The sequence below is a fragment of the Halobacteriovorax sp. RZ-2 genome (genome assembly GCF_043196685.1).
Classification (GTDB): domain Bacteria; phylum Bdellovibrionota; class Bacteriovoracia; order Bacteriovoracales; family Bacteriovoracaceae; genus Halobacteriovorax_A.
This window is the reverse complement of sequence record NZ_JBEBMR010000002.1, coordinates 839,647-860,780: the sequence shown is the minus strand read 5'-3', so window position 1 is coordinate 860,780 and position 21,134 is coordinate 839,647. Positions and strand designations below refer to the sequence as shown.

Sequence of the window (21,134 nt, the reverse complement as noted above, 5' to 3'; positions counted from 1 at the left end):
AATAAGAATGTTAAAACTTTAAATTTGAAAATTTACGATAAAGAAGGTGGCTTCTTTGCCGGGTCGAGGTATGGGGATTTGAAGAAATCCAATCTTGGTGTTTGTGTCTTATGTATTTCAAGAAGTGGTAATTTTAATTGAACAGTATGTTCGAGATTGGCCAGGAAGTGCAGACCTGTGCAATGAATATGGCAATGATCAGAACCACTGTCGTGATCATCACAATGTTCTGGATGATCGAGTTTAGACTTCTCGACTTTAGTACTTTCTATATTATCCACAGAGACTTTAATTTCATGGGCCTCATGAGTGAAGCTCACAAAAATCATAAAGACAGTGAATAGAGAAAGTAGAATTCGCATCATGAGTAAAATACTAACATGCTCAGATATTGGAGTCTAGCCTCCAGTCTGTTTCCACTTTAAATTTTTTTTATCGAAGTGCGCCTTAACCTGATCAAGCTTTTCACCGTGAACTTCGATATAGTCGTTTTTAAAGGCACCTCCAACACCAAGAGATTTTTTTAAATCCTTAGCAAGTTTCTGACACCATTTTTTATTTGCAGGAAGATCGCTAATTTCAACAATCGCTCTTCCCTTTCCTGAAGTTAGTCTTCTAATTTTTAAAACAAGTTCAGATTCATTAACTTCTTCATTAGAATTATTTTTACTATTTTTTTTTCTTAAATCACCGGCCTCATCAGACCACACTAGTTTTGCATCTTTCATTCTTAGATCATAACTCAGAAACTAGAATTTGGCATTTTCAAAAAATCAATCTCTTCAGGAGTGGATTCTCGGCCGAGTACTTCATTGCGATGTGGATAACGTCCAAAACGTTCGATAATTCCCATATGCTGATGCATATACTGAAGGGCCATATCATTATCCAATTTTTCAAACAGCCTTAGCCCTTCTTTTTGAATTGTAAGAGATTCACTGTGCATATAGGGCATATAGAGAAAGTGTTTTTTTCTTGTCGTAAAACCTTCATCGGCTTTTTGGAGAATTGCCTCTTGGGCCAAGACCAAGGCCATATCATCACTGGCAAAAGAGCGTGCATCACCACGATAAATATTGCGAGAGAATTGATCGAGAATGATGATTTCGGCCAAACGTCCAAGATGCTCTTCCCTCCACTCAAATAACTCTCCCTTGGCGGCCTTAGTATGAAGCCTACCAAAGCGTTTCTCAATCTCGCGATCAATGCGGGTATCCTTCATCCACTTTTGTTCGTCGGTAAGCTCATCAAACCAAAAATCAAGTACTTCGTGGTACATAAACTCTCCTATTTAATGAAATTTTACCCGATATCTTGTTCAAAATTCGAAATCTGGGTAGAACCTTTTCATGAAAAAATTAATCCTTCTAGTTTGTTTATTTACACTAACAAAATCAGTCTTTGCGGCCGTTAGCAAGGACGAGTACGAGCAAGTCAAAGATGCTCTCTATCAAGCTTATAGTGAACTTGCCCCATCACAAAATGAAGTTTTACAAATTAACTTACCAATTGCAGGTTTACCTGATTCGTATTGGTGGGATATTGATATGATCCATGCCTCATATGTTCAGGCAACAAATCAAGAAGATCAAATTGAACACCGTATTTACTTAATGGGTGGCTTTGGTCGACTTGCGGGAATGACTCCAGATGGGCTGGCCCTAACGGCATGTCACGAGATCGGCCACGGTATTGGTGGTGATCCTAAGAAGGATGATCCAATGAATATGGGCTATCACTCTTCAATGGAAGGGCAATCTGATTACTTTGCCACGAAAGACTGTCTAGCTGTTGTCTTTAAATATCTTCCAGAATTACGTGAAGTAAAAGAGAAGCCTATCTATAAAGATCTTTGTTCAAAACAAGATAAGCATGAGTACTTTACTTGTCTTAGACTTCTAACTGCAATGGAAGCTGATCAGGCCTTCTTTAAAAGCAATGGTGACGAGGTAAGTTTTGAGACCTATTCATCAAATGTGGCCACAGAGCTTAACACTGATCCGTCTTACTACCCTGCGGCCCAATGTCGCTTTGACACAATGATCAACGGGATTTTAGACCTAGAGCGTCCAGAATGTTGGTATCCAGGTGGTGAGAAAAACGGAACATTGCGCTAAATACATGCAAATTTTCGACATGTTCTCCATTAAATGCTAAGGTTCACACTATTATTAGTAGTATTTAACCAAACAAAGGGTATTTAATGGAAACTCATATGGAAAAAGTAAGCTACATTATCGGTCGCCAAATTGGTTCTGATTTTGTTGCACAAGGAATGGAAATCAACGCTGAAATTTTCGCAAACGCAGTATCATCTGCAATGAAAGGTGAAGCAAGCCAACTATCACCAGAAGAAACTCAAAAAACAATGACTGAGTTCCAAGAGCACATGGCAAGACAACTTGCTGAAGCAGCAAATAAGCTAGCTGAAGAAGGTCGTGCATACCTTGAAACAAACAAAGCAGCTGAAGGTGTATCAACAACTGCTTCAGGTCTACAATATAAAGTTCTAGAAGCAGGTTCAGGTGCAACTCCAACTGCTGAGTCAACAGTAGAAGTTCACTATGAAGGAAAACTAATTGATGGAACTGTATTTGATTCTTCATTCCAAAGAGGACAAACAATCCAATTCCCAGTTGGTGGTGTAATCAAGGGTTGGACAGAAGCGCTTCAACTAATGAAAGAGGGAGACTCTTGGGAACTAACAATCCCATCTGAGCTTGCTTACGGTGAGCACGGTGCAGGAGCTAAGATTCCTCCACACGCGACTCTTATCTTCAAAGTACAACTTATCAAAGCAAACGCATAAGTTTATAGAAGGGCCAAGTCATTGGCCCTTTTTCTTAACTTCCTTATAACCTTTCTTAACCAAACTTAAACTTCTAAATTGTTAATAAAAAGCTACATTTCCATCCATAACTTATGGGAGGATTCATGAAAAAAGTATTAATCTTTTTGGCAGCACTACCATTTTTCTTTAATACTGCTCTAGCAGAAAGAAAAAGCGGAGATGAAACAAAATTATCAACAACTGAAACAGTCGGTGCGATGAAGCACACGAGACGATTTAGAAATTTCTTAAGCGCGGCCCGCATTGCAGGCCTTGATGATATCGTAACGATTGATCATCCAATCACAATCTTTGCACCGAATGATGCAGCATTTGCGAAGCTACCTCCTGAAACAGTTGAGCATCTTCTAGCAAACCCTCTAGAGCTTAGAAAACTTCTTCTTTATCATATTGGTTACGGACGCCACGACAAGAATGATCTTAGACAGAAGAAAGAAGTTAAGACATTCCATGGAAGAGTTATCCTTGTGGATCAAGATAGTGAGGAATTTATTCTAAACTCAAGTACTCTACGCCTTGGAACTCTTAAGAAGCACGATAGAAATATCATTGTTCACGAAATCAATGAAGTACTTATGCCTTCAGAAGAGCTTCCTGCTAATAACTTTCAAACTGTTGAGTATGTTGATCTTTCTCGCTACCTGGGAACTTGGTACCAACAGGGTGCATACGATGCTTTCTTTAACCTAAGATGTCAGGGAACAAAGGCAGAGTACACACTTAAGCACCACAGAATTAGAGTTAAGAATTCTTGCCAGCTAGTTAACGGAAAAGAAAAAGTTGATAAGGCCTATGCAAAAGTTGTTGATGAAATTTCGAATGCAAAACTTAAGGTTAGCTTTGTACCACTACTTGGATACTTTGGAGTTGGTGGCGGAGATTACCAGATCATCCACCTCGATGAAGAATATACTGAGGCAATCGTAGCGGATAGAAATAGAAATACCCTCTTCATCCTGACTCGTGAAAGAGAGATTGAAGAATCAAAATATGAAGAGCTAGTACAAATTGCAGTTGATCAGGGCTTTAGACCAGAGTACATCAAAAGAACTCCTGTGTATGAAGTAGTTGAGCCAACAGTAGAACCAACTGAGCCTAATGGCCATACAGATGGTGATAGTCATAGCGATAATCATGATGGTGATGATCATCACAATGATCACAACAGTGATAATCATCACGATGATCACGATGGTGATCTTGTCATTAAAGATCCAGTTGAAACTGACGTGATATTTTAAAAAAGAAAAGGGCCAGATTCTGGCCCTTTTTTTATTCGACTCTTACTAAGTTTTTACAAACGATGATATTTCTCTCTTTCTTTGGAAAGTGTGGAAAGAGATTGTATTTTGAGGAAAGTGAATCAACCATAAACTTTCCATTTCTCTGCTTCTCTAAAACAAGGTCATTAAAACCAGTATACTCATCATCATGAAACCAGCGTGTTTCAACACCTGTGTACTGACGATATAATCTAAATTCATCTGACTTATCTGTGTCTAACTCTCCTTCAAGAGTAAGAGACTTGTCACCTTTTTCAACAGTTGCATGGCAATATCCCTCCTCACACTCGATGCTAACAGAGCACCCGCTAGAGCTTTCGTAATTACCCGCTAATTTGGCGGCAGATGAATTAAAAGAAATAAGAGCAAGTATTGCGACTAGTGTAATTTTCATAGTGAACCTCATCAGATTTTTTTTTGAATCTATCAGAAATCGACATGAGATTATATAAGGGTGGTAAGAAATATTATGGTGATTAGATTTTAAACAAGGGGGCATTGCCCCCTTAAGTATGTGAAATTATAGAGAATACATTTGAACGATGATAACAGCAAAAAAGATTGCTAGAAAAAGGGCCACACATAAATAGAAGCCCCAAACACTTCCCTGCTCTTGCTCATTATTATCATGTTGTCTAACTTTACCTTCATAATCAAATTTCTTTACTTCTACAGAAGTATCTACTGATGCGTTTTCCATACATCCTCCATTGTTTTTTAAATCAAATAATTTTTAAATTGTGATAATTGATCTAAGACAATGGTGGGCTGAGCCCAGAGTGAATGCCAAAAAATAGACTTGTGGCAAGTATTGGTTGTGTGTTTGAAAGTCGACCATAAGAAGGTGCTCTTAGGTCATTATCGAGATGAATTAGATGTAAGTACTCATCAGGTAAGTCTTCTAAAGACTTAAGCTCAGGTGTTCTGGTGTGATTTTCAATTGAGGAGCTGGCCTCTTGATTAAAGTCCAAAAAGATCTTGGCACTATCTTTAAAATCAATCTGTGTTGAAGCAGCACTTGCGATACTTCCTAATAGGAAGAACCAGATGAATAGGATTATTTGCTTAATTTTCAAAGCGCCATAGTCCTCTTATATTTGTGACACCTGTAACGCGCCACTTATCTTTTTTCATTAAACTAAATACGACTTCAACTGGCTTAAGTGTATATTGGCCATCGTTGATATTCTTCATAATCGTCGCATTTGTTTGGGGACGATTTGAGACTAGTGGAGGTCTTGTTAACTTTAACAAGGCAATCTGCATATCGAATTTATTATCAAACTCTGGCACGATAATAATCGTTCTAACAGTTGCGCGACTTCCCTCTTTTTTCACGTCCACGATCTTAAATGAAAGTAGGCCCTGAATGGCCGAGAGAACTTCCTTCTTAGTCTTTTTGATATTCTTTTCCCATGTCACAACATCTTTTACGAAGCCACGATAGTCAGCAATTTGCTGCTGATTTCCAAAGCCTGGGTCATAGTAATTGAATGTTTCTTCAAAATTGACCGAGAAAGTTTCACGAATCACGCTCTCAACCGTTTCCTCTGGAGTTGGTTTAGAACAACTAATAAATGAAGAAATTAAAATTAATAAGACAAGAAATCGTTTCATCCACACATTATACACTTAGCTTGAGCTATGGCCTAATCATTTCTTTGTTAAATCTCTGTATGGAAATTGACGTCACTAAAACATGGAAAATACTAGAGTACGTATTGCATTTATAAATATGATCTGGTGGAAGCTTCTCCATCAATTCTCTGTGAGCGGCGGCCAAATTTGTATATGGAAGCTCAGGAAAGAGATGGTGGATGGCATGGTAATTTAGTCCATTAACAAAAATTAAAAATGAACTGAGTCCCGACTCTATTGTCACAGTGTCTAAGAGATGTTCTTCCCAACTCATAGGCTCTAGCTTCTCATTAGTATAGAGATGATTAAAGAGTGCGCGGTACATATTTAGCGTTGAAGAGATCACCACAATTGCAAACCAAATCCATATCGTTCGCATGGGAAGGATTTCAGAAAAAATAAGGGCCCCAATAATGGCCTTATAGAGCACACACATAAGGTCATTTCTAACCATACGGGCAACCTCTTTTTCTTCGTTACGAATTGGTCTCTTATAATCCATAGAAAAAGCGAGGGTGGACATATTTTGATAAACCCAGATCTTTTGTTCCCTAGTTAAGAATGGATAAACAAGCGGAAACACCCCAAAGCGAATGACCTGCACGATAGGCAGTGCAACTGATGCCATAAGAGGTCTTGATAAAGTAAAAAAGCTAAACTCTGAAATATACTTATATTCTGGATCTCTCTTGGTACCATAAGTCTTCTTACCGTGGTGAAAGAGGTGGGCATCCCCTAGATAGACAGGATAAGCGTTAGGCCAACCAAAGAGAATATTAAAGGCCGTACGATACCCTTTAATCTTCTTTGCGATATGACTCACCTCATGAACTAAGATTGTTCCACGATAGATAAAGAAAATCGCAACAATTAAAGTGAAGATATTAAAATGGAAACATGTGTAGAAGAAAGCACTCCATCCAATAAGAGCGTTAATAAGTAGATCAAACCAAACCCTACCCTTGTTTAGGGTGTGGTGATTCTTTAAGATCTCCTTCATTAGCTGAATGTCATCTCTTTTAGATATTACCTCTCTCATTATACTTTTCTAGCATATGAGAAAAGTATCGATAAGATAGGTAGTGAAAACTTAACCTAATTTAACAATATTGCTCTTTCAAAAACTCAGCATAGCGACTTAAGGTTTCAAACCATTTTTGCAATGAGTCTTCATCCCCATCTTTTAGAGCTTTTTGTAAATTAAATACGATTTGATCCAGTTGAAAAAAGCCATAGGACTTTGCCGAGCCCAAGATCGTATGACAAACGCTACTCATTCCCCCGATATCATTAAGTTTATAGAAAGAGGATAGCTTCTCATAGTCTAGTAAGGTGTACTTGATAAAATCAGGAATTAAGCTCACTAATTCAGGGTCAATATCTGCTTTTACAAAAATCATAAAATCCTCCTAGACCAAATTCAAATACGAGTCTTTATACAAGCAGTTATAAACTGTTTTCTTTAATATCGAGCTTGCAATTGGCTTTTGGATGAACATTGGGAAATCAGTGCCAATACCTTCAATTAGGGCACGATAATTCTTGTATTGAGAAATAAATATGAATTGAATATCTGAGTCATTTAATGACTTTATCACTCTTCTTATACTCATCCCGTTTGACTCCCCTAGATTAATGTCCAAGATCACAAGATCCACCTCATTTTGAGAGATATACTTAACAGCTTCAAACTCATCATTGAATGTTACGACATCAAACTGAAGGTCAGGCTCCAGAATTGGGCGCAAATAATTTGTGATTCTTGGGCAATCATCGAGAATCACAATTCTCTTCTGATGACATCGAATCTTATTCTTATTGTTATTTTGTAGTGCTCTTGATCTTTGCTCAAAGCTTAATTCTTTTGCCATTAAAACTCTCCATGATTAGGCTTGAGTTAAATACTACATCTAAGCTATGACCCCAATGTGACGAACTTATTAGGCCCCGCTAACAAGTCAATAATATCAACAAGATAAAGCTTGTTTTATGATTCTATTCTTAAAGTTTTTTGGTATAATAGGAAAAGATTGCACCCAAGAAAGAAGGCCTAGTGAAGAATTATCTATTAATTGATGATGATATAAGAATCTATAATCTCATGAAAGTTTACTTAAATAGTGACGAGAATCTTCATTATCTTGAATCCACAGAAGCAGTACAACAAACTCTTGAAGAGAATAAGATCGATATCGTCATTATCGATATACACTTGGAAGAAAGTGATGGGCTTAACTACTTCGTTGAGCAAAGGGATATCTTTACGAAATATAATATCCCAGTATTTATCATCAGCCAAAACACAGACTTAGTAATGAAACTCAAGGCCTTTCAATTTGGTGTTGATGACTATATTGAAAAACCTTTTGAGCCATTAGAGTTATTTGCAAGAATTAGGGCAAAAGTACAAAAAAATAATAAGTCTTCAGATACTCTCTCTTTAGGTGACTTGGTATTTAATCTACAAAGTCGTACTTTAGTCATGAAGGGCCAGCAGGGCCATGAGGACATTCTTCTTTCAACGCTTGAATTTAACCTCTTACTATTCTTTGCTAAATCTCCTGAAGTCATTCATTCAAGAGAGGGATTACTTGATAATGTCTGGGGTAATAAATTAGATGTAACAGATCGAACGATCGATCATCACATTAGTAACTTAAGAAAGAAAGTAAAATCAAACTCTCACTTCATAAGAACGCACTTCAATCTTGGATACTCATTATCAGAATATAAAAAATAGCGACTAATTAAAATTGGCCAACAAGAAGTTCACGTAGCTTTTAAAAACTTCATTTATTTCTACAGTTTTCTCAAAATCACCAGAGTCAACATGCTTCTTTAGCTCCCTGACAATTTCATCTAGCTGATCAAAACCATATGATTTAGCACTACCTAAAATTCGGTGACACACTCTACTCATGCCATTGTAATCTTTGACACGATAACAAGATTGAAACTCTTTAAAATCAACGACTGTATTTGTGATAAAGTCAGGAATAATTTCTATTAAATCTTTATCGATAACCGGTCTCGTGAACTTCAAAAGGCACCTAATTATTATTCAAAATGGTTGCAACTTTATTCATTAATAACTCATTATCAAAAGGCTTTACGATATAGTCGTCGACACCCATCTCAATGACAGATTTAGCAATCGAATAATCTGGGTTTGCAGAACAAATACAAACAGGCACTTCTTTTAAGCGCTCATTTCTATTTCGAAGAACTAAAAACTCTCCACCAAACTCACTAGACATATTTAAATCGAGTAAGATGAGATCCGGTAAATTTTCATCAAGATATTCATATGCTTCTGTTAAGTTATTAGATGAAGGAACCTCAAAGCCAAAGCCTTCTAAGTGTTTCTTTACGATCTTAATGAATCGATTATCGTCATCAACAACAAGTATACTCTTACCTGAAAAATCCACTTACTCTCCTTTGCTTGCAAGCACTTTATTAATCAGCTTTATGACACCATCTTTTTTTACTGGCTTAATTAAATATTCATCACATCCAATTTCAAAACAACGCTCCTTATCTTCTTTTAAGGCATAAGCTGTTAAGGCAATAATAGAAGCTCGACCAATATTCTCGCTTCTTTCTAAGTCTCTAATCTTTTCAATCGCCTCAAAGCCATCCATGATAGGCATTTGTAAATCCATTAAGATTATATCAAAGTTATTCTCTTTCTTATAAAGATCAAATGCTTCTTGGCCATTTTCGGCTTCGATAATAGTCGCATTCTCATTTTTTAAATAAACCTTAATCAAATTACGATTATTAATAGCATCATCGACGAGAAGTATCTTAAGTTCACTAACGTCTAATTTTTCTTCCTTATTAGGGCCTTCATTTTGAACTAAAGGTGCTTGCTGATTTTTTTCAACCTCAAGCGCTAAGGAAATCACAAATTCGCTACCGATGCCTTCCCTACTTTTAACATGGATACTTCCTCCCATTAACTCCACTAACTCTTTAGTAATGGCCAGCCCTAGGCCTGTGCCACCATGCTCTCGAGTTGTCGATTTCTTCCCTTGGTCAAATGCCTTGAAAATATTATCTTTCACATCTTCCGGGATACCAATACCAGAATCAATGACATTAATAATTAAGTTCCCAGGAAGATCGGCGCTTGTATTTTCTTGGACTTTAACAAGAATACTTCCCTCGTCAGTAAACTTAATAGCATTACTAATTAGGTTAATTAAGATTTGCATGATTCGAGAAGAATCGCCGATGAAAAAGTGAGCTAAGCTCTCTTCGATAGAATAAGAGAGGGAAATATTTTTCTTCTTGGCCGGCCATGTAAAGATATCCATCACTTCTATTAATAAGTCTTTTAAGTTAAAAGTTCTTTTATCAAGAGAGATGGCCGAGGCTTCAATTTTTGAAATATCTAAAATATCATTTACAAGATTTAATAAAACCTCACTAGAGCTTTTAAGAGAACTAGCATATTCGACATACTCATTTGAAATATCGGCCTTCGATAGAAGATCAGAAAAGCCAACAATTGAGTTAAGTGGAGTTCTGATTTCATGGCTCATATTCGCCAAGAATAAAGACTTTGCCTTTGAAGCCTCCTGCGCACTCTTTGTTGCATCTCTTAGGCTTTTTTCATACTCTAGTTGTTTAGTCGTATCGAGATTAACACCAATATGGCCATAAACTTGACCATCGTTATTTCTTAAAGGGGTTGCAATTGTTTTTGTGAAAGTTATTTCACCTGTCTTTACATTACAAAATTTAATATCGAGATCAAATTCTTTAGAGTTTGCAGCTGCTTGTGCCCACTTCTTACCAACCTCTTGCCTTTGTTCAGCATAAATTGCCTTAATCCAACCTTCACCAAGGGCCTCTTCTTTTGTCATCCCTGCATATTCGAGCCAACGTCTATTCTGATATCGGGCCAAACCATCTTCTGTTGTTAAGAAGACACCAACAGGGAGTAGTTCAGATAGTGTTTGGAATTCATTCAAGCTTCCTTGCAGCTCAGAAAATGCCTTCTCTCTTTCTTTTAATGCGTTCCAAACTTCAATTTTCTTAGAAATAAGTTGTGATAAAATTTCAACAAACCTTATCTCTTCCTTACTGAAGCCTCTTTTCTTTATAATACGTGATGAATAATTTAACGTTCCATAGATTTCATTATTAACTCGTATTGGTGTCCCAATAAAGGATTCAAGTTTCATATTTACGTAGACAGGGTGAGCACACATTTGCTCATCTTCACCAACATTTTCAAAAACAATTGTCTTGTTCTTTTTTATGACTTGATCACAATACGTATCCGCAATATTTGCTTCAAAACCCTTCTCTATTTGATTATCAGGCCCAACAACTTCCACAACATGATAAATACCATCGTTAATATGACTAATGATACCGTACTCTAAATCAAGAACATCCACTCCCCTTGATAAGAAACTTGGAAAAAAGTCGAATGGATCACCTGTTGAAGCAAGATTCAAACGTTGAATCTCCTCCATCATAAGAGAGAATTTACTGACATTATTTAAGTCACTTCTAAGTCTTAGGAGTTGGCATATTTGATTGGCCAAAGTCTTTAACATCGAAATCTGAGAATCATCTAAGCTTCGAGGTTTTGTATCGATAATACATAGTGTACCTAAGCGGTGCCCATCTAATATCTCAAGAGGAAAACCAGCGTAGAAGACAACTTTAGGGCCATCGCAAACAAGAGGATTATCTTTAAAGCGATCATCAACTCTAGCGTCTTCCACAATCAAAGGTTCACTTGAGTGAATTGCATGAGCACAAAAAGATAACTTACGTTGCGTTTCACAAATATCGATCCCAACTTTTGATTTAAACCACTGCCTTTCCTTATCGACAAAGGAAAGTAAGGCGGTTGGAGCATTCGTTATTTCAGAAGCTAACTGAGTGATATTATCAAAAACATCTTCATCTTGTGTATCTAGTATTTTCAAAGACTCTAGTAACGATAGTCTTTCTTTCTCATTCTTTGTTTCTTTGGCCGTTATCATTTTTCTACTTTCTTAAAAAATACTGCTCTACTTCACACCATTCTTAATTTCTTCAACCACTGATGGGTCAAGAAGTGTTGAAGTATCTCCAAAATTATTAAAGTCATGGGCCGCAATCTTTCTAAGAATTCGACGCATAATCTTTCCCGAACGTGTCTTTGGTAGCCCCGAAACAATTTGAATTTTATCAGGGCGAGCAACTGCGCCGATTTCTTTTACGACTGTTGCATTAATAAGCTTCGTTACTTCGGCTTCATCAGTAAGGTCAGTGACAACGTAAGCATAGATACCTTCACCTTTAACGTCGTGAGGGTAACCTACAACCGCACTTTCAGCGATGGCATGATTCTTTCCAATAGCATTTTCAATTTCGGCCGTTCCAAAACGGTGTCCTGAAACATTGATAACATCGTCCACACGTCCAGTGATTCTAAAGTAGCCTTCAACGTCACGTTTTGCGCCATCACCAGAGAAGTAATAACCTTTATATGTTCTTAGATAAGCATTCATAAAACGCTCATGATTCTTATAAACCGTACGTAGCATTCCAGGCCACGGATACTTAATACAAAGCTTTCCTTCGGCCATCGTTTCACCAATCTCATGCCCATTATCATCAACGAGAACAGGAACGATTCCCGGAAGAGGAAGAGTTGCCTTACATGGTTTTGTTTTTGTAAGCCCTGCTAGTGGAGAAATCAAAATCCCACCTGTTTCTGTCTGCCACCAAGTATCAACAATTGGACATTTCTTCTTTCCAATAAATTCATTATACCAGTGCCAAGCTTCTGCATTAATTGGCTCACCTACTGAACCAAGAACCTTCAGGCTTGAAAGGTCGTACTTGGCCGGAACATCATCTCCAGCGGCCATAAGGGCACGAACAGCAGTTGGTGCTGTATAGAAATGTGTTACCTTATTTTTTTCTACGATGTCCCAGAAACGTCCCGCATCTGGATATGTAGGAACACCTTCAAACATCATTGTCGTGGCACCATTTAAAAGTGGCCCATAAGTAATATAAGTGTGACCAGTGATCCAACCAATATCGGCGGTACACCAATACATATCCTGTTCATCCACTTGGAAAACATTGGCAAAAGTATATGCTGCCCAAACCATGTAACCAGCTTGTGTATGAAGAACACCCTTAGGTGTTCCAGTTGATCCAGACGTATAAAGAATGAATAATGGATCTTCGGCGTCATGTTGTGGAGCTTCGTGCTTGTCTGATGCTTTATCAAAAAGCTCATGCCACCAAACATCGCGTCCTTCTTTCATCACGACGTCATTTCCTGCACGCTTGTGAACAATGACGTTCTTTACGCTTTTGCAGGCCTTATCTTCTAGTGCTTCATCAACGATTGACTTAAGCTCAGTCACTTTCGTTCCACGAAGTCCACCATCGTTTGTCACAAGAACACTACATTGAGCATCTTCAACTCTTCCCGCAAGAGCTTGGGCAGAAAAGCCACCAAAGACGACAGAGTGAATTGCACCAATTCTTGCACAGGCAAGAACTGTAAACATTAGCTCAGGAACCATCGACATATAAATGCAAACGCGGTCACCTTTTTTTACGCCAAGTCCTTCCAGCATATTTGCTGTTTTACAAACTTGAGCGTGAAGTTCTTTATATGTAAATTCTTGGTTTGCTTCATTCGGATCGTTGGCAACAAAGACCATCGCCTTCTTATCACCACGAGTCGCAAGATGGCGATCAAGACAATTTTCAGTAATATTTAATTTCGCTCCATGAAACCAGCGGATATCGCCGTCTTTAAAATTACCTAGAGTGACTTCATCCCATTTTTTTGAGAATTGAAAATTTTCTGCAATTGATCCCCAGTATTCTGATGGGTTATTCTTGGCCTGCTCATAGGCAGCTTCATATTCCTCGAAAGTTTTTAAACGAATATCCATATTCATTACCTCGCTAAATTACTTATTAATTTATTATGATAGAGGTAAATTTTCTCGCAACTTTTAAGATACGTCTAGTACTGGTAAGGATTCTTAACTTCTATTATCTTAGATAGTAAGGCCCTTAAATCATTCATTTGCCCATACCAGTAGTTTGGTGATTCAAAATAGCCAAAAGTATACTTGAATGATGGATCATCCCACCTCTTAGCAATCCATGCACTAAAGTGAATTAGTCTTAGAGCTCGTAGTGAAGGAATAAGCTTAAGTTGCTCATAAGGAAATGAGCGAATGCTATCATAGGCTTCTAGAAAGATATTGCGATCAATGACGGATTGTTGATCATCTCCAGGGCAAATAGGCCAAACATCTTGAACCACTGGCCCCATCACCATATCGTCAAAGTCCACAAAGAATGAGTCATCACCTCTTAAGATGATATTTCCTTTATGAAAGTCACCGTGGACTCTTTGATAATTTACATTTTCAAATAGTGGCTTAGACTCACTAATAATTTGCTCACAAATCGTAATGAAGTGCTCGCGAATATCTGTTGGAATATAATTTGTTGAAGCAAGAAATTTTAAATTGGCGACTCCGTATGTTTCAGGAGTGAGCTTAATTCTATGATCAGCGCTCTTTAAGGCACCAACACTATGAATACGGGCCAGAGAACGCCCCATGATTTCAAGCTGCTCGATATTCATCTCTTCTGGGTTTCTGCCCCCTCTCTTTTCATAGAGGCAATAGAAGATCTTGTGATTTGGCATCTCAAATAGAGTTGTGCCATCAATTTCAAGTGGAGCGATTACAGGAATCTCCGCATCATTAAGATCCTTTATGAAATTGTGCTCATCGATGATCTGATCCTTCGTCCAGCGCCCTGGACGATAAAATTTGGCCACAATAAAATGGTCACTTGGGGAGTTAATCTCGGCCTCAGGGCGATCCACCTCGATCTCATAGACACGGTTTTCAATACTATTTAACGGTAAACAGCGCCCCGTCGTCTTGAAACCAACTGCATCAATAGCATCTAAAATTGCCTCTGGATTTAATTGGAAGAAATATTGGGTCTCTTCACTACCCCATACATAATCACTCATGTAAAAAATCATATGCTTGCGCACAGTGCCATGGCAATGAAAACCTAGGGTGTTAGAAAGCGTTATACTTAGGAGAGATTATGTACAAATTTGCACTTTTAGCACTTATTTCAACTTTTAGCTTTGCCGCAACTTTTGAGTTTGTAGGCCCTTGTAAAAGAGGTGCACTCTTCAAAACAGAGATGCAGCTAAAAAATGGTTCAACTGTCGGAAGTGCTACGATTGATCTTCTCAATAATTTTGGTATTGCTTATAAAGGAACTCAAAGAGCAATGAACTCGATCTTTGATACGCCAACAGGACTTGATGCCATGGAAGTCTTAAGTGATACACAAATGAATGCTCACGGTTGGTGCTATTCTGTTAATGGCCAAAGCCCAGAAGTATATCCAGATGAAGTACCACTAGGAAACGGAGACCACGTGATGTGGTGGTTTGGCTATGCTCACTACGATAGTGGTGAATGGCTAACTCAATGCGAGCCAACTTGGAAGCGCGCCCCTTCACAATTTTGCCACTAAGCTCGCTGCAATTAGCTCGAACAACTTAGTGTCGAGCAACCTGGCCTTGATGTCGACCAATCAGGGGCCTTAACAAGAAAAGGTCTTGTGAATTCATTTAACTCATATGGATTAGCAATGGCCTTTTCAAGATTTCGAAGAGATGTTTCATCCCCTTTTTCTAAATCATCTAAAACCATCTGCACAATATAATTACGTGGAATAAAGACAGGATTGGCTTCGTTCATAACACCAAAAGCAATCATTGGATCGACTCTTTGAAGCTTCTGCTCTCGTTGCCACTTCGTTACCCAAGTATTAATTCTTGCATTATCGACATCACTTAAGTCCTTATAGAAGGCATCTTGCCAAGAGACTTCCTTACCTTCCATCACACTCATGAGAGTTCGATAAAAGAGAGTCATGTCGGCCTGCAATTCATATTTTAACTCAAAGAGCTCATCGATAAATTCACGCGTACAAGTTTTAAGCCCCAACTTCTTGGCCACACTCTCCTGATAGAAGCTGTGAAAGTATTCTGGAAATTGATCAAGAACTTCATCTAAGCTTTCAAGACATACTGTCTGCAGGGCCTCTTTAAGTTGCGCAAGATTCCAATAAGCAATACTTACTTGATTAATAAAACGGTAGCGTCTTTCTCTAAAGTCCGTTGTATTTGGTGTCCAATTTGGATCAAAGCGATCAAGCCAACCATATGGCCCATAGTCTATTGTAAGGCCTAGCATCGAAAGGTTATCAGTATTCATCACGCCGTGAACAAAGCCCACACGCATCCACTCGCTCATTAAAAAAGCTGTTCGACGAGTGACTTCTTTAAACATCTCCTCGATGCTCATGCCCGGAAAGTAATTATCAATGGTGAAGTTAACAAGCTCTGTTAGCTCCTCCAACTCATGATTGGCCGCATGGATTTGATAGTGGCCAAAGCGCAAAAAGCTTGGAGCAACGCGAGTACAGATAGCACCTTTTTCATAGGCAGCGTTTCCATCATAGAACATATCACGTAAGACTTGCTCACCTGTTTCAACAAGGCATAGTGCTCGAGTTGTTGGAACGCCTAAATTAAACATGGCCTCCGAACAAATATATTCTCTTAAAGATGAGCGAAGAACGGCCTTGCCATCAGCTCCTCTTGAATAAGGAGTAAGTCCGGCACCTTTTAATTGAATCTCAAGACCTTCATAAAGCCCTAGAGTCATGGCGCGGCCATCACCTAGTTGACCGGCCCAGTGACCAAATTGATGTCCTCCGTAGCGAGTTGCCACCGGAGTGGTATGGTACTCTTCTTGGTTACCACTAAGAAGCCTTAACCAACTCTGTTTGTCTGTCTCATTAATTCCCATTGCCTTCGCAAGATCATTTGACCAGCAAAGCTCTTTAGGAGCGGGAGACTTTTCAGGAGTGACACGACTAAAGTGCGCTCCAGGAGTTTGTTGTGGACGACCAGTGAGGTCTTTATACTCACGCAGTCCCTTATATGCAGCTTCTAATTTAATCATAAGTACCTAGTAATGTGGTGGTTTGAAATCTTTAAGATTCTCAAGAGTCATCTGCTCACCCGAACTATCTCCTTGGTGAGCAAGGAGATTTCTAATATGAGTCACAAGTTCATCAATGATAAACTCTTGTTTAGTAACAACCTCGTTTAGTTGGCCAAGTAAATGATCCTGGTGACAAAACTTTTCTTCTAATGCGATTAATTTCTTTTCAAGTTCTTCATTATTCATGTCTATAAACTACTACATTACTCAACTAGCGTCTATTTCTTAGTCGATGAATACTGTAGTTTTGGGCGCTTACAGCTGTCAAAAAAAATAGGATTTTATTAATAACTCCTAATCCGTTACATGGTACAATTACTGCCATGAAAAAGAAGTGGAATACGGCCACAAATTTCATCTCCATCCTTCTTGTTGGGTTTATTATTTACAAGCAGGCCCCTGCTGTACTCAATAACTTTAAAAAAGAAGGAAGTACTCTTACTCCAAAAGAGTATGTAGATCTTCGCACAAATAAAAAACTCGAGTTTCCAAGTAAGGATTTGCAAAACAGAAGCCTTGCCATCTTTTGGGCAACTTGGTGTGGGCCATGTAAGGTTGAAATGAAGCGCCTTCATCAATCAGTACAAGAAGGAAAACTTGCGGCCCATCAGATCTATGCCATTAATTCATTTGAAAATGAATCCACAATCAGACGATTCATTGGGCAATCCCCTTATGAGTTTCGTTTCATCTCTTCACCCTATGCAGTAAAAGCACTGGATGTTAAATCAACTCCCACAACAATTCTCCTTGAAGGCCCTCATGTCAACTCCATGAGTTCAGGACTGAGTTTCATTGGAATTTGGCGCGCTGAACAATACCTTGCCAAGAAGTAGTTTTCTCGACAAATAGTCACTCTCTAGCTACTATTAACAATACTTTATTTTTTAAACGAGGATTCTATGGGAAGAAAATGGGCCAATATCGTCAAGAAGAAAGGCGCTCTTGATAAGGCAAAAAGTCAGATTTACACAAAGCTATTATTTGAAGTAACAAAAGCAGTAAAATCAGGTGGCGACGACCCAGGCTCAAACTTTATCCTTAAAATTGCTCTTGATAAATGTAAGGCAAATAACGTTCCAAAAGATAATATCGATCGTGCCGTTAAGAAAGGCCTTGGTGGAGAAGACGACGGATACGAAGAAATCAACTATGAAGGCTATGGGCCAAATGGTGTTGCGGTATTCGTTGAGGCCTCAACAAATAATCCAACTCGTACTATTGCTAACGTAAGAGTTCACTTCAAGAAAGCTGGTGGTTCAGTTGGAACAACGGGAACACTTCAGTACGTCTTTTCAAGAAAGGCCCTATTTGAAGTTCCAGTTGCACAACTTGATGAAGACGAGTTCACACTAGAGATGATTGATGCTGGTGCAGAAGATATCGAAGTGGAAGATGGCTACTTTTCAATCACAGGTCCAATGGAAGTCTTTGGTTCAATTTCTAAGAAATTAGAAGAGATGGGGATTACACCAGAAGAGGCAACTCTTGAACAAATTCCACAAACATTCAAAGAAGTTGATGATGAGACGTATTTAACTATAATGAAGATGGTGGATGGACTTGAAAGTGATGAAGACGTTCTAAAGGTTTACCACAATATTCAATTTGATGAGCGTTTCGAAAATTTATAATGGATAAAGCAAAACTAACCTATACAAATGAACAAGGACGAGAGGTGAAAACCTCTCAATTCCTTAAAAACCGTGGCTCTTGTTGTAAGACGGCCTGTCTTCACTGCCCTTACGGTTTTACTTTAAATAAGCACGGCATTCAAAGCCAAGAAGTTACTGTCGACTTAATTGCTAAAGCACAGGCCATCTTAGATGCCAATCAAGAGCAATCACAATCAGTGGCCTCCGCACTTATGGGATCGGCCTTTGGTGGAAGCAAGCCTAAGAAGGTCACGATTTCAGAATCAAATTCAAGTGATTTTGCCTTTGTTGAACTTAAGGGTGAGATCTTTGGCCTGATCGAAAAAGGTAGCGTCCAGGCAAAGAAGCTCTATCTAAAAGAACAATTTAAAGAGCAAGGACTTGACCTCGACACAGTAAATTCAGTTATATAGACACTGTTCACTGTTTTTACACGCTCTTCTTTTTTTCAATTTCTCTGTGAAAGATCTGTAATCAATTTATATTGAAACAGATTAAATGGAGAAAATATGAAGAAGATGACTCTACTTTCAGTAGTGCTTACGGCACTTCTTAGCTCACTGACTGCTCAGGCCAGACATGACGAATCGTACTTTGAGAAAAGACAGCGCGAACGTATGGAAGAGCGTCGTAAGGAAAAGGCACTTGAGAAGAGGGCCAACCAAATCAATTGGGGAGCAAATTACCAAGATCTTCTTAATGAGAACTCTCGTTTTTTCAAAAGACTATTTGAACGTTATGAGAATGGAAATATCATAGGCCTAGAGCTTGTGATTGCTTCTAGTTCTTGGTCAAATATTGAAAGTGGTTTTGGCCACACCATGCTACGTTTTGTGGACAATGTAGGAACAGAAGCTGATGACGTGGTTCTAAGCTTTGTTGCAAATGTCGACACCCTAAAGCTTAACTACTTTAAGGGAATCTTTGGCGGCTACCCTGTTTTTCCTCAAGTAAAAAGTCTACGTATGTTTATGGATGAATACAATAATAAACAAAGACGTGACCTTGATCGCTATATCATTATTTCAAATGAAGAAATTAGAAAGAATATAATTAACCAACTAAGAAATCAGTGGGAACAAGTTACTAACCATCGTGTCGAAACACAGAAGTCTGTTCTACAAGAAACTCTTGAAGAGCTCAACCAGTTTTCAACACAGAAGTATGGAGAAGGCAATTACGGCATCCTTCCTCTGCGCTCTGGTACTGGATCGGTCTTTGCACTTACTCCCGTTCCAAATAACTTAACATCAAATTTTAAGACAACAGTTGAAGAAGTCTTTCCTGTTAAATATGAACTACCTGAAAGTAGCGAATTAGGAGATTACACATTCTTCTCTAATAATTGTGCTGGTGCACTTGTTAACTTCTTAAAACAAGTTGGCTACCCATATCACAAGAAGATGGGTTTTAAAGGACGTATTCCACTTGCTCTTCCAGACTACCTACAAAGAGCACTTATTAACCCATACCCTATTATTAAGATTCACTCGCTAAGAGAACTTAAGGATAAAGCAGCAAGTATTCTCGAATTAAAAGATGAAACTTATCTGCAATACGATATCAACACAGACCAAGTTAAGAAGCTTCAAAAAGCACTTAGTTTAAATGAATTTAGAAAGCTTAATGAAATTGCAACTCTAGATCTTGATGCTTTTAAATACTATGCATCTCAGATTCAAGAAACAAAGGCCGTCTCCTTTGATGAGCTTCACGGAATTACAAAGGCACCAGATGCTCTTTATGAAATTTGTAATAATTCAAAGTGTGAACAAGATGTCATTAAAGGCCTTGAAGAGTTTTACGGAAAAGGTGCCTTTTCTAAGATCAAAGAAATCAACAAGGAAAAGTCACTCAAGGCCATCACGAAGTGGAGACATGACCACAGCACAAAGAGAAGAAAGAAGGTCATCACTCGCCCTTACAAAGGTTTATTAGTTAATAAGAAAATATTAGATCATCAAAAGAGATTCTACCTCCTCGATTCGAGATGGTAAGAAATAGGAGAAATCATGAAAAAGATTATGCTTTTAACATGTCTTATATCAATTCTAATGGGTATTAGTGCTAAAGCATCATGCCTTGAAGTTTATAAAGAAAATCATCGAGCACCAGACTATCAAGATATTGGAGCGATGGCCGGTATTTCTTCAACAATTTCAGGAGTTACTGTAGCAGGAGGAGAATTTGCCCTAGGCCTATCAACAACAAGTGCCGTTGGAATCCTTCATCCAGATAGTGCTCTTAGCGAACTGACGATTTCTAAATCAATTAAAGGTGGTGTCTCATCGACAGTTGACTCTCTTTACTACGGAGCATCTAGTACATCTGCAGCAATGGGAATCATCAAAGATCGTGACTATAGAAAACAACTGAAGCTTATCCAAGCATCTGAGCTAGCACCTAAACTTATCAGTGGTGACATTATCGAGATGACAGGAAAGATCAATGATAATCGTCCAGTGGATAAGAGAGTTTCTGTAAACGAAGTTGCCAGTGAAATTCAATTAGCAAATGAAAGAATGGAATTCTGTCTTGATAGTGAAAATCTTATGACAGTAGATGAAATTCAAAAATATATCGAAGAACAACTATAAAGGAGAGA

The 21,134-nt window shown here is 38.3% G+C and carries 27 protein-coding genes; 10 read left to right on the top strand and 17 right to left on the bottom strand.

Features of this window, described 5'->3' with window-relative positions; translation table 11 throughout:
- Nucleotides 1–32 precede the first annotated feature (32 nt).
- From ABMA78_RS10245 to ABMA78_RS10235, 3 genes are read right to left on the bottom strand one after another with little or no spacing between them, the layout of a single operon-like run.
- On the bottom strand, nucleotides 33–365 hold the full coding sequence (locus tag ABMA78_RS10245) for a hypothetical protein (protein ID WP_392859789.1): 333 nt from the start codon (nucleotides 363–365) through the stop codon (nucleotides 33–35).
- Between the two features lie 33 nt (nucleotides 366–398).
- Entirely contained in the window at nucleotides 399–728 is a 330-nt protein-coding gene (locus ABMA78_RS10240) for a hypothetical protein (RefSeq protein WP_392859786.1), read from the bottom strand.
- Between the two features lie 14 nt (nucleotides 729–742).
- Nucleotides 743–1,279 carry a DUF924 family protein gene (locus ABMA78_RS10235; protein ID WP_392859784.1) on the bottom strand — a complete coding sequence of 179 codons (537 nt, stop codon included), beginning with the start codon at nucleotides 1,277–1,279 and terminating at the stop codon, nucleotides 743–745.
- A 70-nt stretch (nucleotides 1,280–1,349) separates the two neighbouring features.
- On the opposite strand from ABMA78_RS10235, the gene ABMA78_RS10230 reads away from it, so the two are divergent.
- The 3 genes from ABMA78_RS10230 (at nucleotide 1,350) to ABMA78_RS10220 (ending at nucleotide 4,092) form a co-directional block, all read left to right on the top strand.
- Entirely contained in the window at nucleotides 1,350–2,117 is a 768-nt protein-coding gene (locus tag ABMA78_RS10230) for a hypothetical protein (protein WP_392859781.1), read from the top strand.
- Nucleotides 2,118–2,203: 86 nt separating this feature from the next.
- A complete protein-coding gene (locus ABMA78_RS10225) occupies nucleotides 2,204–2,809 on the top strand; it encodes an FKBP-type peptidyl-prolyl cis-trans isomerase (protein ID WP_392859777.1) in 606 nt (201 codons plus the stop codon).
- 125 nt (nucleotides 2,810–2,934) lie between these two features.
- Nucleotides 2,935–4,092 (top strand): lipocalin family protein, encoded by a 1,158-nt coding sequence (locus ABMA78_RS10220; RefSeq protein ID WP_392859775.1) that lies wholly within the window; start codon nucleotides 2,935–2,937, stop codon nucleotides 4,090–4,092.
- A 31-nt stretch (nucleotides 4,093–4,123) separates the two neighbouring features.
- Here ABMA78_RS10220 and ABMA78_RS10215 read toward each other — a convergent pair whose 3' ends face one another.
- The 7 genes from ABMA78_RS10215 to ABMA78_RS10185 form a co-directional block, all read right to left on the bottom strand.
- Complete coding sequence (locus ABMA78_RS10215) at nucleotides 4,124–4,528, bottom strand: hypothetical protein (protein WP_392859772.1); 405 nt, start codon at nucleotides 4,526–4,528, stop codon at nucleotides 4,124–4,126.
- 126 nt (nucleotides 4,529–4,654) lie between these two features.
- Nucleotides 4,655–4,834, bottom strand: a complete 180-nt coding sequence (locus tag ABMA78_RS10210) for a hypothetical protein (RefSeq protein ID WP_392859770.1) — start codon at nucleotides 4,832–4,834, stop codon at nucleotides 4,655–4,657.
- Between the two features lie 52 nt (nucleotides 4,835–4,886).
- Nucleotides 4,887–5,210 (bottom strand): hypothetical protein, encoded by a 324-nt coding sequence (locus tag ABMA78_RS10205; RefSeq protein WP_392859767.1) that lies wholly within the window; start codon nucleotides 5,208–5,210, stop codon nucleotides 4,887–4,889.
- Complete coding sequence (locus ABMA78_RS10200; RefSeq protein ID WP_392859765.1) at nucleotides 5,200–5,751, bottom strand: hypothetical protein; 552 nt, start codon at nucleotides 5,749–5,751, stop codon at nucleotides 5,200–5,202. The genes ABMA78_RS10205 and ABMA78_RS10200 overlap by 11 nt, the downstream gene beginning before the upstream one ends.
- A 25-nt stretch (nucleotides 5,752–5,776) precedes the next feature.
- Nucleotides 5,777–6,811, bottom strand: a complete 1,035-nt coding sequence (locus ABMA78_RS10195) for a fatty acid desaturase family protein (RefSeq protein ID WP_392859763.1) — start codon at nucleotides 6,809–6,811, stop codon at nucleotides 5,777–5,779.
- A 61-nt stretch (nucleotides 6,812–6,872) separates the two neighbouring features.
- Nucleotides 6,873–7,172 (bottom strand): Hpt domain-containing protein, encoded by a 300-nt coding sequence (locus ABMA78_RS10190; protein ID WP_392859760.1) that lies wholly within the window; start codon nucleotides 7,170–7,172, stop codon nucleotides 6,873–6,875.
- A 9-nt stretch (nucleotides 7,173–7,181) separates the two neighbouring features.
- Nucleotides 7,182–7,643 carry a two-component system response regulator gene (locus tag ABMA78_RS10185; protein ID WP_392859758.1) on the bottom strand — a complete coding sequence of 154 codons (462 nt, stop codon included), beginning with the start codon at nucleotides 7,641–7,643 and terminating at the stop codon, nucleotides 7,182–7,184.
- A 182-nt stretch (nucleotides 7,644–7,825) separates the two neighbouring features.
- Between ABMA78_RS10185 and ABMA78_RS10180 the strand changes: the two genes are divergently transcribed.
- Nucleotides 7,826–8,512, top strand: a complete 687-nt coding sequence (locus ABMA78_RS10180) for a response regulator transcription factor (RefSeq protein ID WP_392859755.1) — start codon at nucleotides 7,826–7,828, stop codon at nucleotides 8,510–8,512.
- A gap of 3 nt (nucleotides 8,513–8,515) precedes the next feature.
- Here the strand turns inward: ABMA78_RS10180 and ABMA78_RS10175 are convergent, their stop codons facing one another.
- The 5 genes from ABMA78_RS10175 to ABMA78_RS10155 all read right to left on the bottom strand — a co-directional run bounded on the left by ABMA78_RS10175 (nucleotide 8,516) and on the right by ABMA78_RS10155 (nucleotide 14,812).
- Entirely contained in the window at nucleotides 8,516–8,815 is a 300-nt protein-coding gene (locus ABMA78_RS10175; protein WP_392859753.1) for a hypothetical protein, read from the bottom strand.
- A gap of 7 nt (nucleotides 8,816–8,822) precedes the next feature.
- Nucleotides 8,823–9,203, bottom strand: coding sequence for a PleD family two-component system response regulator (locus tag ABMA78_RS10170; RefSeq protein WP_392859750.1), 381 nt, complete (start codon nucleotides 9,201–9,203; stop codon nucleotides 8,823–8,825).
- Entirely contained in the window at nucleotides 9,204–11,783 is a 2,580-nt protein-coding gene (locus ABMA78_RS10165; protein WP_392859747.1) for a GAF domain-containing protein, read from the bottom strand. It lies immediately after the preceding gene.
- A gap of 27 nt (nucleotides 11,784–11,810) precedes the next feature.
- The gene (gene acs, locus ABMA78_RS10160; RefSeq protein ID WP_392859745.1) at nucleotides 11,811–13,706 is read right to left on the bottom strand and encodes an acetate--CoA ligase; all 1,896 of its coding nucleotides are present in this window, start codon (nucleotides 13,704–13,706) and stop codon (nucleotides 11,811–11,813) included.
- 74 nt (nucleotides 13,707–13,780) lie between these two features.
- Entirely contained in the window at nucleotides 13,781–14,812 is a 1,032-nt protein-coding gene (locus ABMA78_RS10155; RefSeq protein WP_392859743.1) for a serine/threonine protein kinase, read from the bottom strand.
- A gap of 80 nt (nucleotides 14,813–14,892) precedes the next feature.
- Here ABMA78_RS10155 and ABMA78_RS10150 point away from each other — a divergent pair, with 80 nt between their 5' ends.
- Nucleotides 14,893–15,333: a DUF4430 domain-containing protein gene (locus ABMA78_RS10150; protein WP_392859741.1), complete on the top strand. Its 441-nt coding sequence runs from the start codon at nucleotides 14,893–14,895 to the stop codon at nucleotides 15,331–15,333.
- A gap of 11 nt (nucleotides 15,334–15,344) precedes the next feature.
- On the opposite strand, the gene ABMA78_RS10145 is transcribed toward ABMA78_RS10150, so the two are convergent.
- Together ABMA78_RS10145 and ABMA78_RS10140 are read right to left on the bottom strand one after the other, a co-directional pair.
- A complete protein-coding gene (locus ABMA78_RS10145) occupies nucleotides 15,345–16,832 on the bottom strand; it encodes a YdiU family protein (RefSeq protein WP_392859738.1) in 1,488 nt (495 codons plus the stop codon).
- 6 nt (nucleotides 16,833–16,838) lie between these two features.
- Nucleotides 16,839–17,060: a SlyX family protein gene (locus ABMA78_RS10140; RefSeq protein WP_392859736.1), complete on the bottom strand. Its 222-nt coding sequence runs from the start codon at nucleotides 17,058–17,060 to the stop codon at nucleotides 16,839–16,841.
- Nucleotides 17,061–17,197: 137 nt separating this feature from the next.
- Between ABMA78_RS10140 and ABMA78_RS10135 the strand changes: the two genes are divergently transcribed.
- The 5 genes from ABMA78_RS10135 to ABMA78_RS10115 all read left to right on the top strand — a co-directional run bounded on the left by ABMA78_RS10135 (nucleotide 17,198) and on the right by ABMA78_RS10115 (nucleotide 21,126).
- Nucleotides 17,198–17,710, top strand: coding sequence for a TlpA family protein disulfide reductase (locus ABMA78_RS10135; RefSeq protein ID WP_392859733.1), 513 nt, complete (start codon nucleotides 17,198–17,200; stop codon nucleotides 17,708–17,710).
- A gap of 66 nt (nucleotides 17,711–17,776) precedes the next feature.
- A complete protein-coding gene (locus ABMA78_RS10130; RefSeq protein ID WP_392859730.1) occupies nucleotides 17,777–18,508 on the top strand; it encodes a YebC/PmpR family DNA-binding transcriptional regulator in 732 nt (243 codons plus the stop codon).
- On the top strand, nucleotides 18,508–18,942 hold the full coding sequence (locus ABMA78_RS10125; protein WP_392859728.1) for a DUF5522 domain-containing protein: 435 nt from the start codon (nucleotides 18,508–18,510) through the stop codon (nucleotides 18,940–18,942). Before ABMA78_RS10130 ends, ABMA78_RS10125 begins: the two co-directional genes overlap by 1 nt.
- 96 nt (nucleotides 18,943–19,038) lie before the next feature.
- Nucleotides 19,039–20,526, top strand: a complete 1,488-nt coding sequence (locus ABMA78_RS10120) for a DUF4105 domain-containing protein (protein ID WP_392859725.1) — start codon at nucleotides 19,039–19,041, stop codon at nucleotides 20,524–20,526.
- 15 nt (nucleotides 20,527–20,541) lie between these two features.
- Nucleotides 20,542–21,126 (top strand): hypothetical protein, encoded by a 585-nt coding sequence (locus ABMA78_RS10115; protein ID WP_392859722.1) that lies wholly within the window; start codon nucleotides 20,542–20,544, stop codon nucleotides 21,124–21,126.
- Nucleotides 21,127–21,134: the final 8 nt, after the last annotated feature.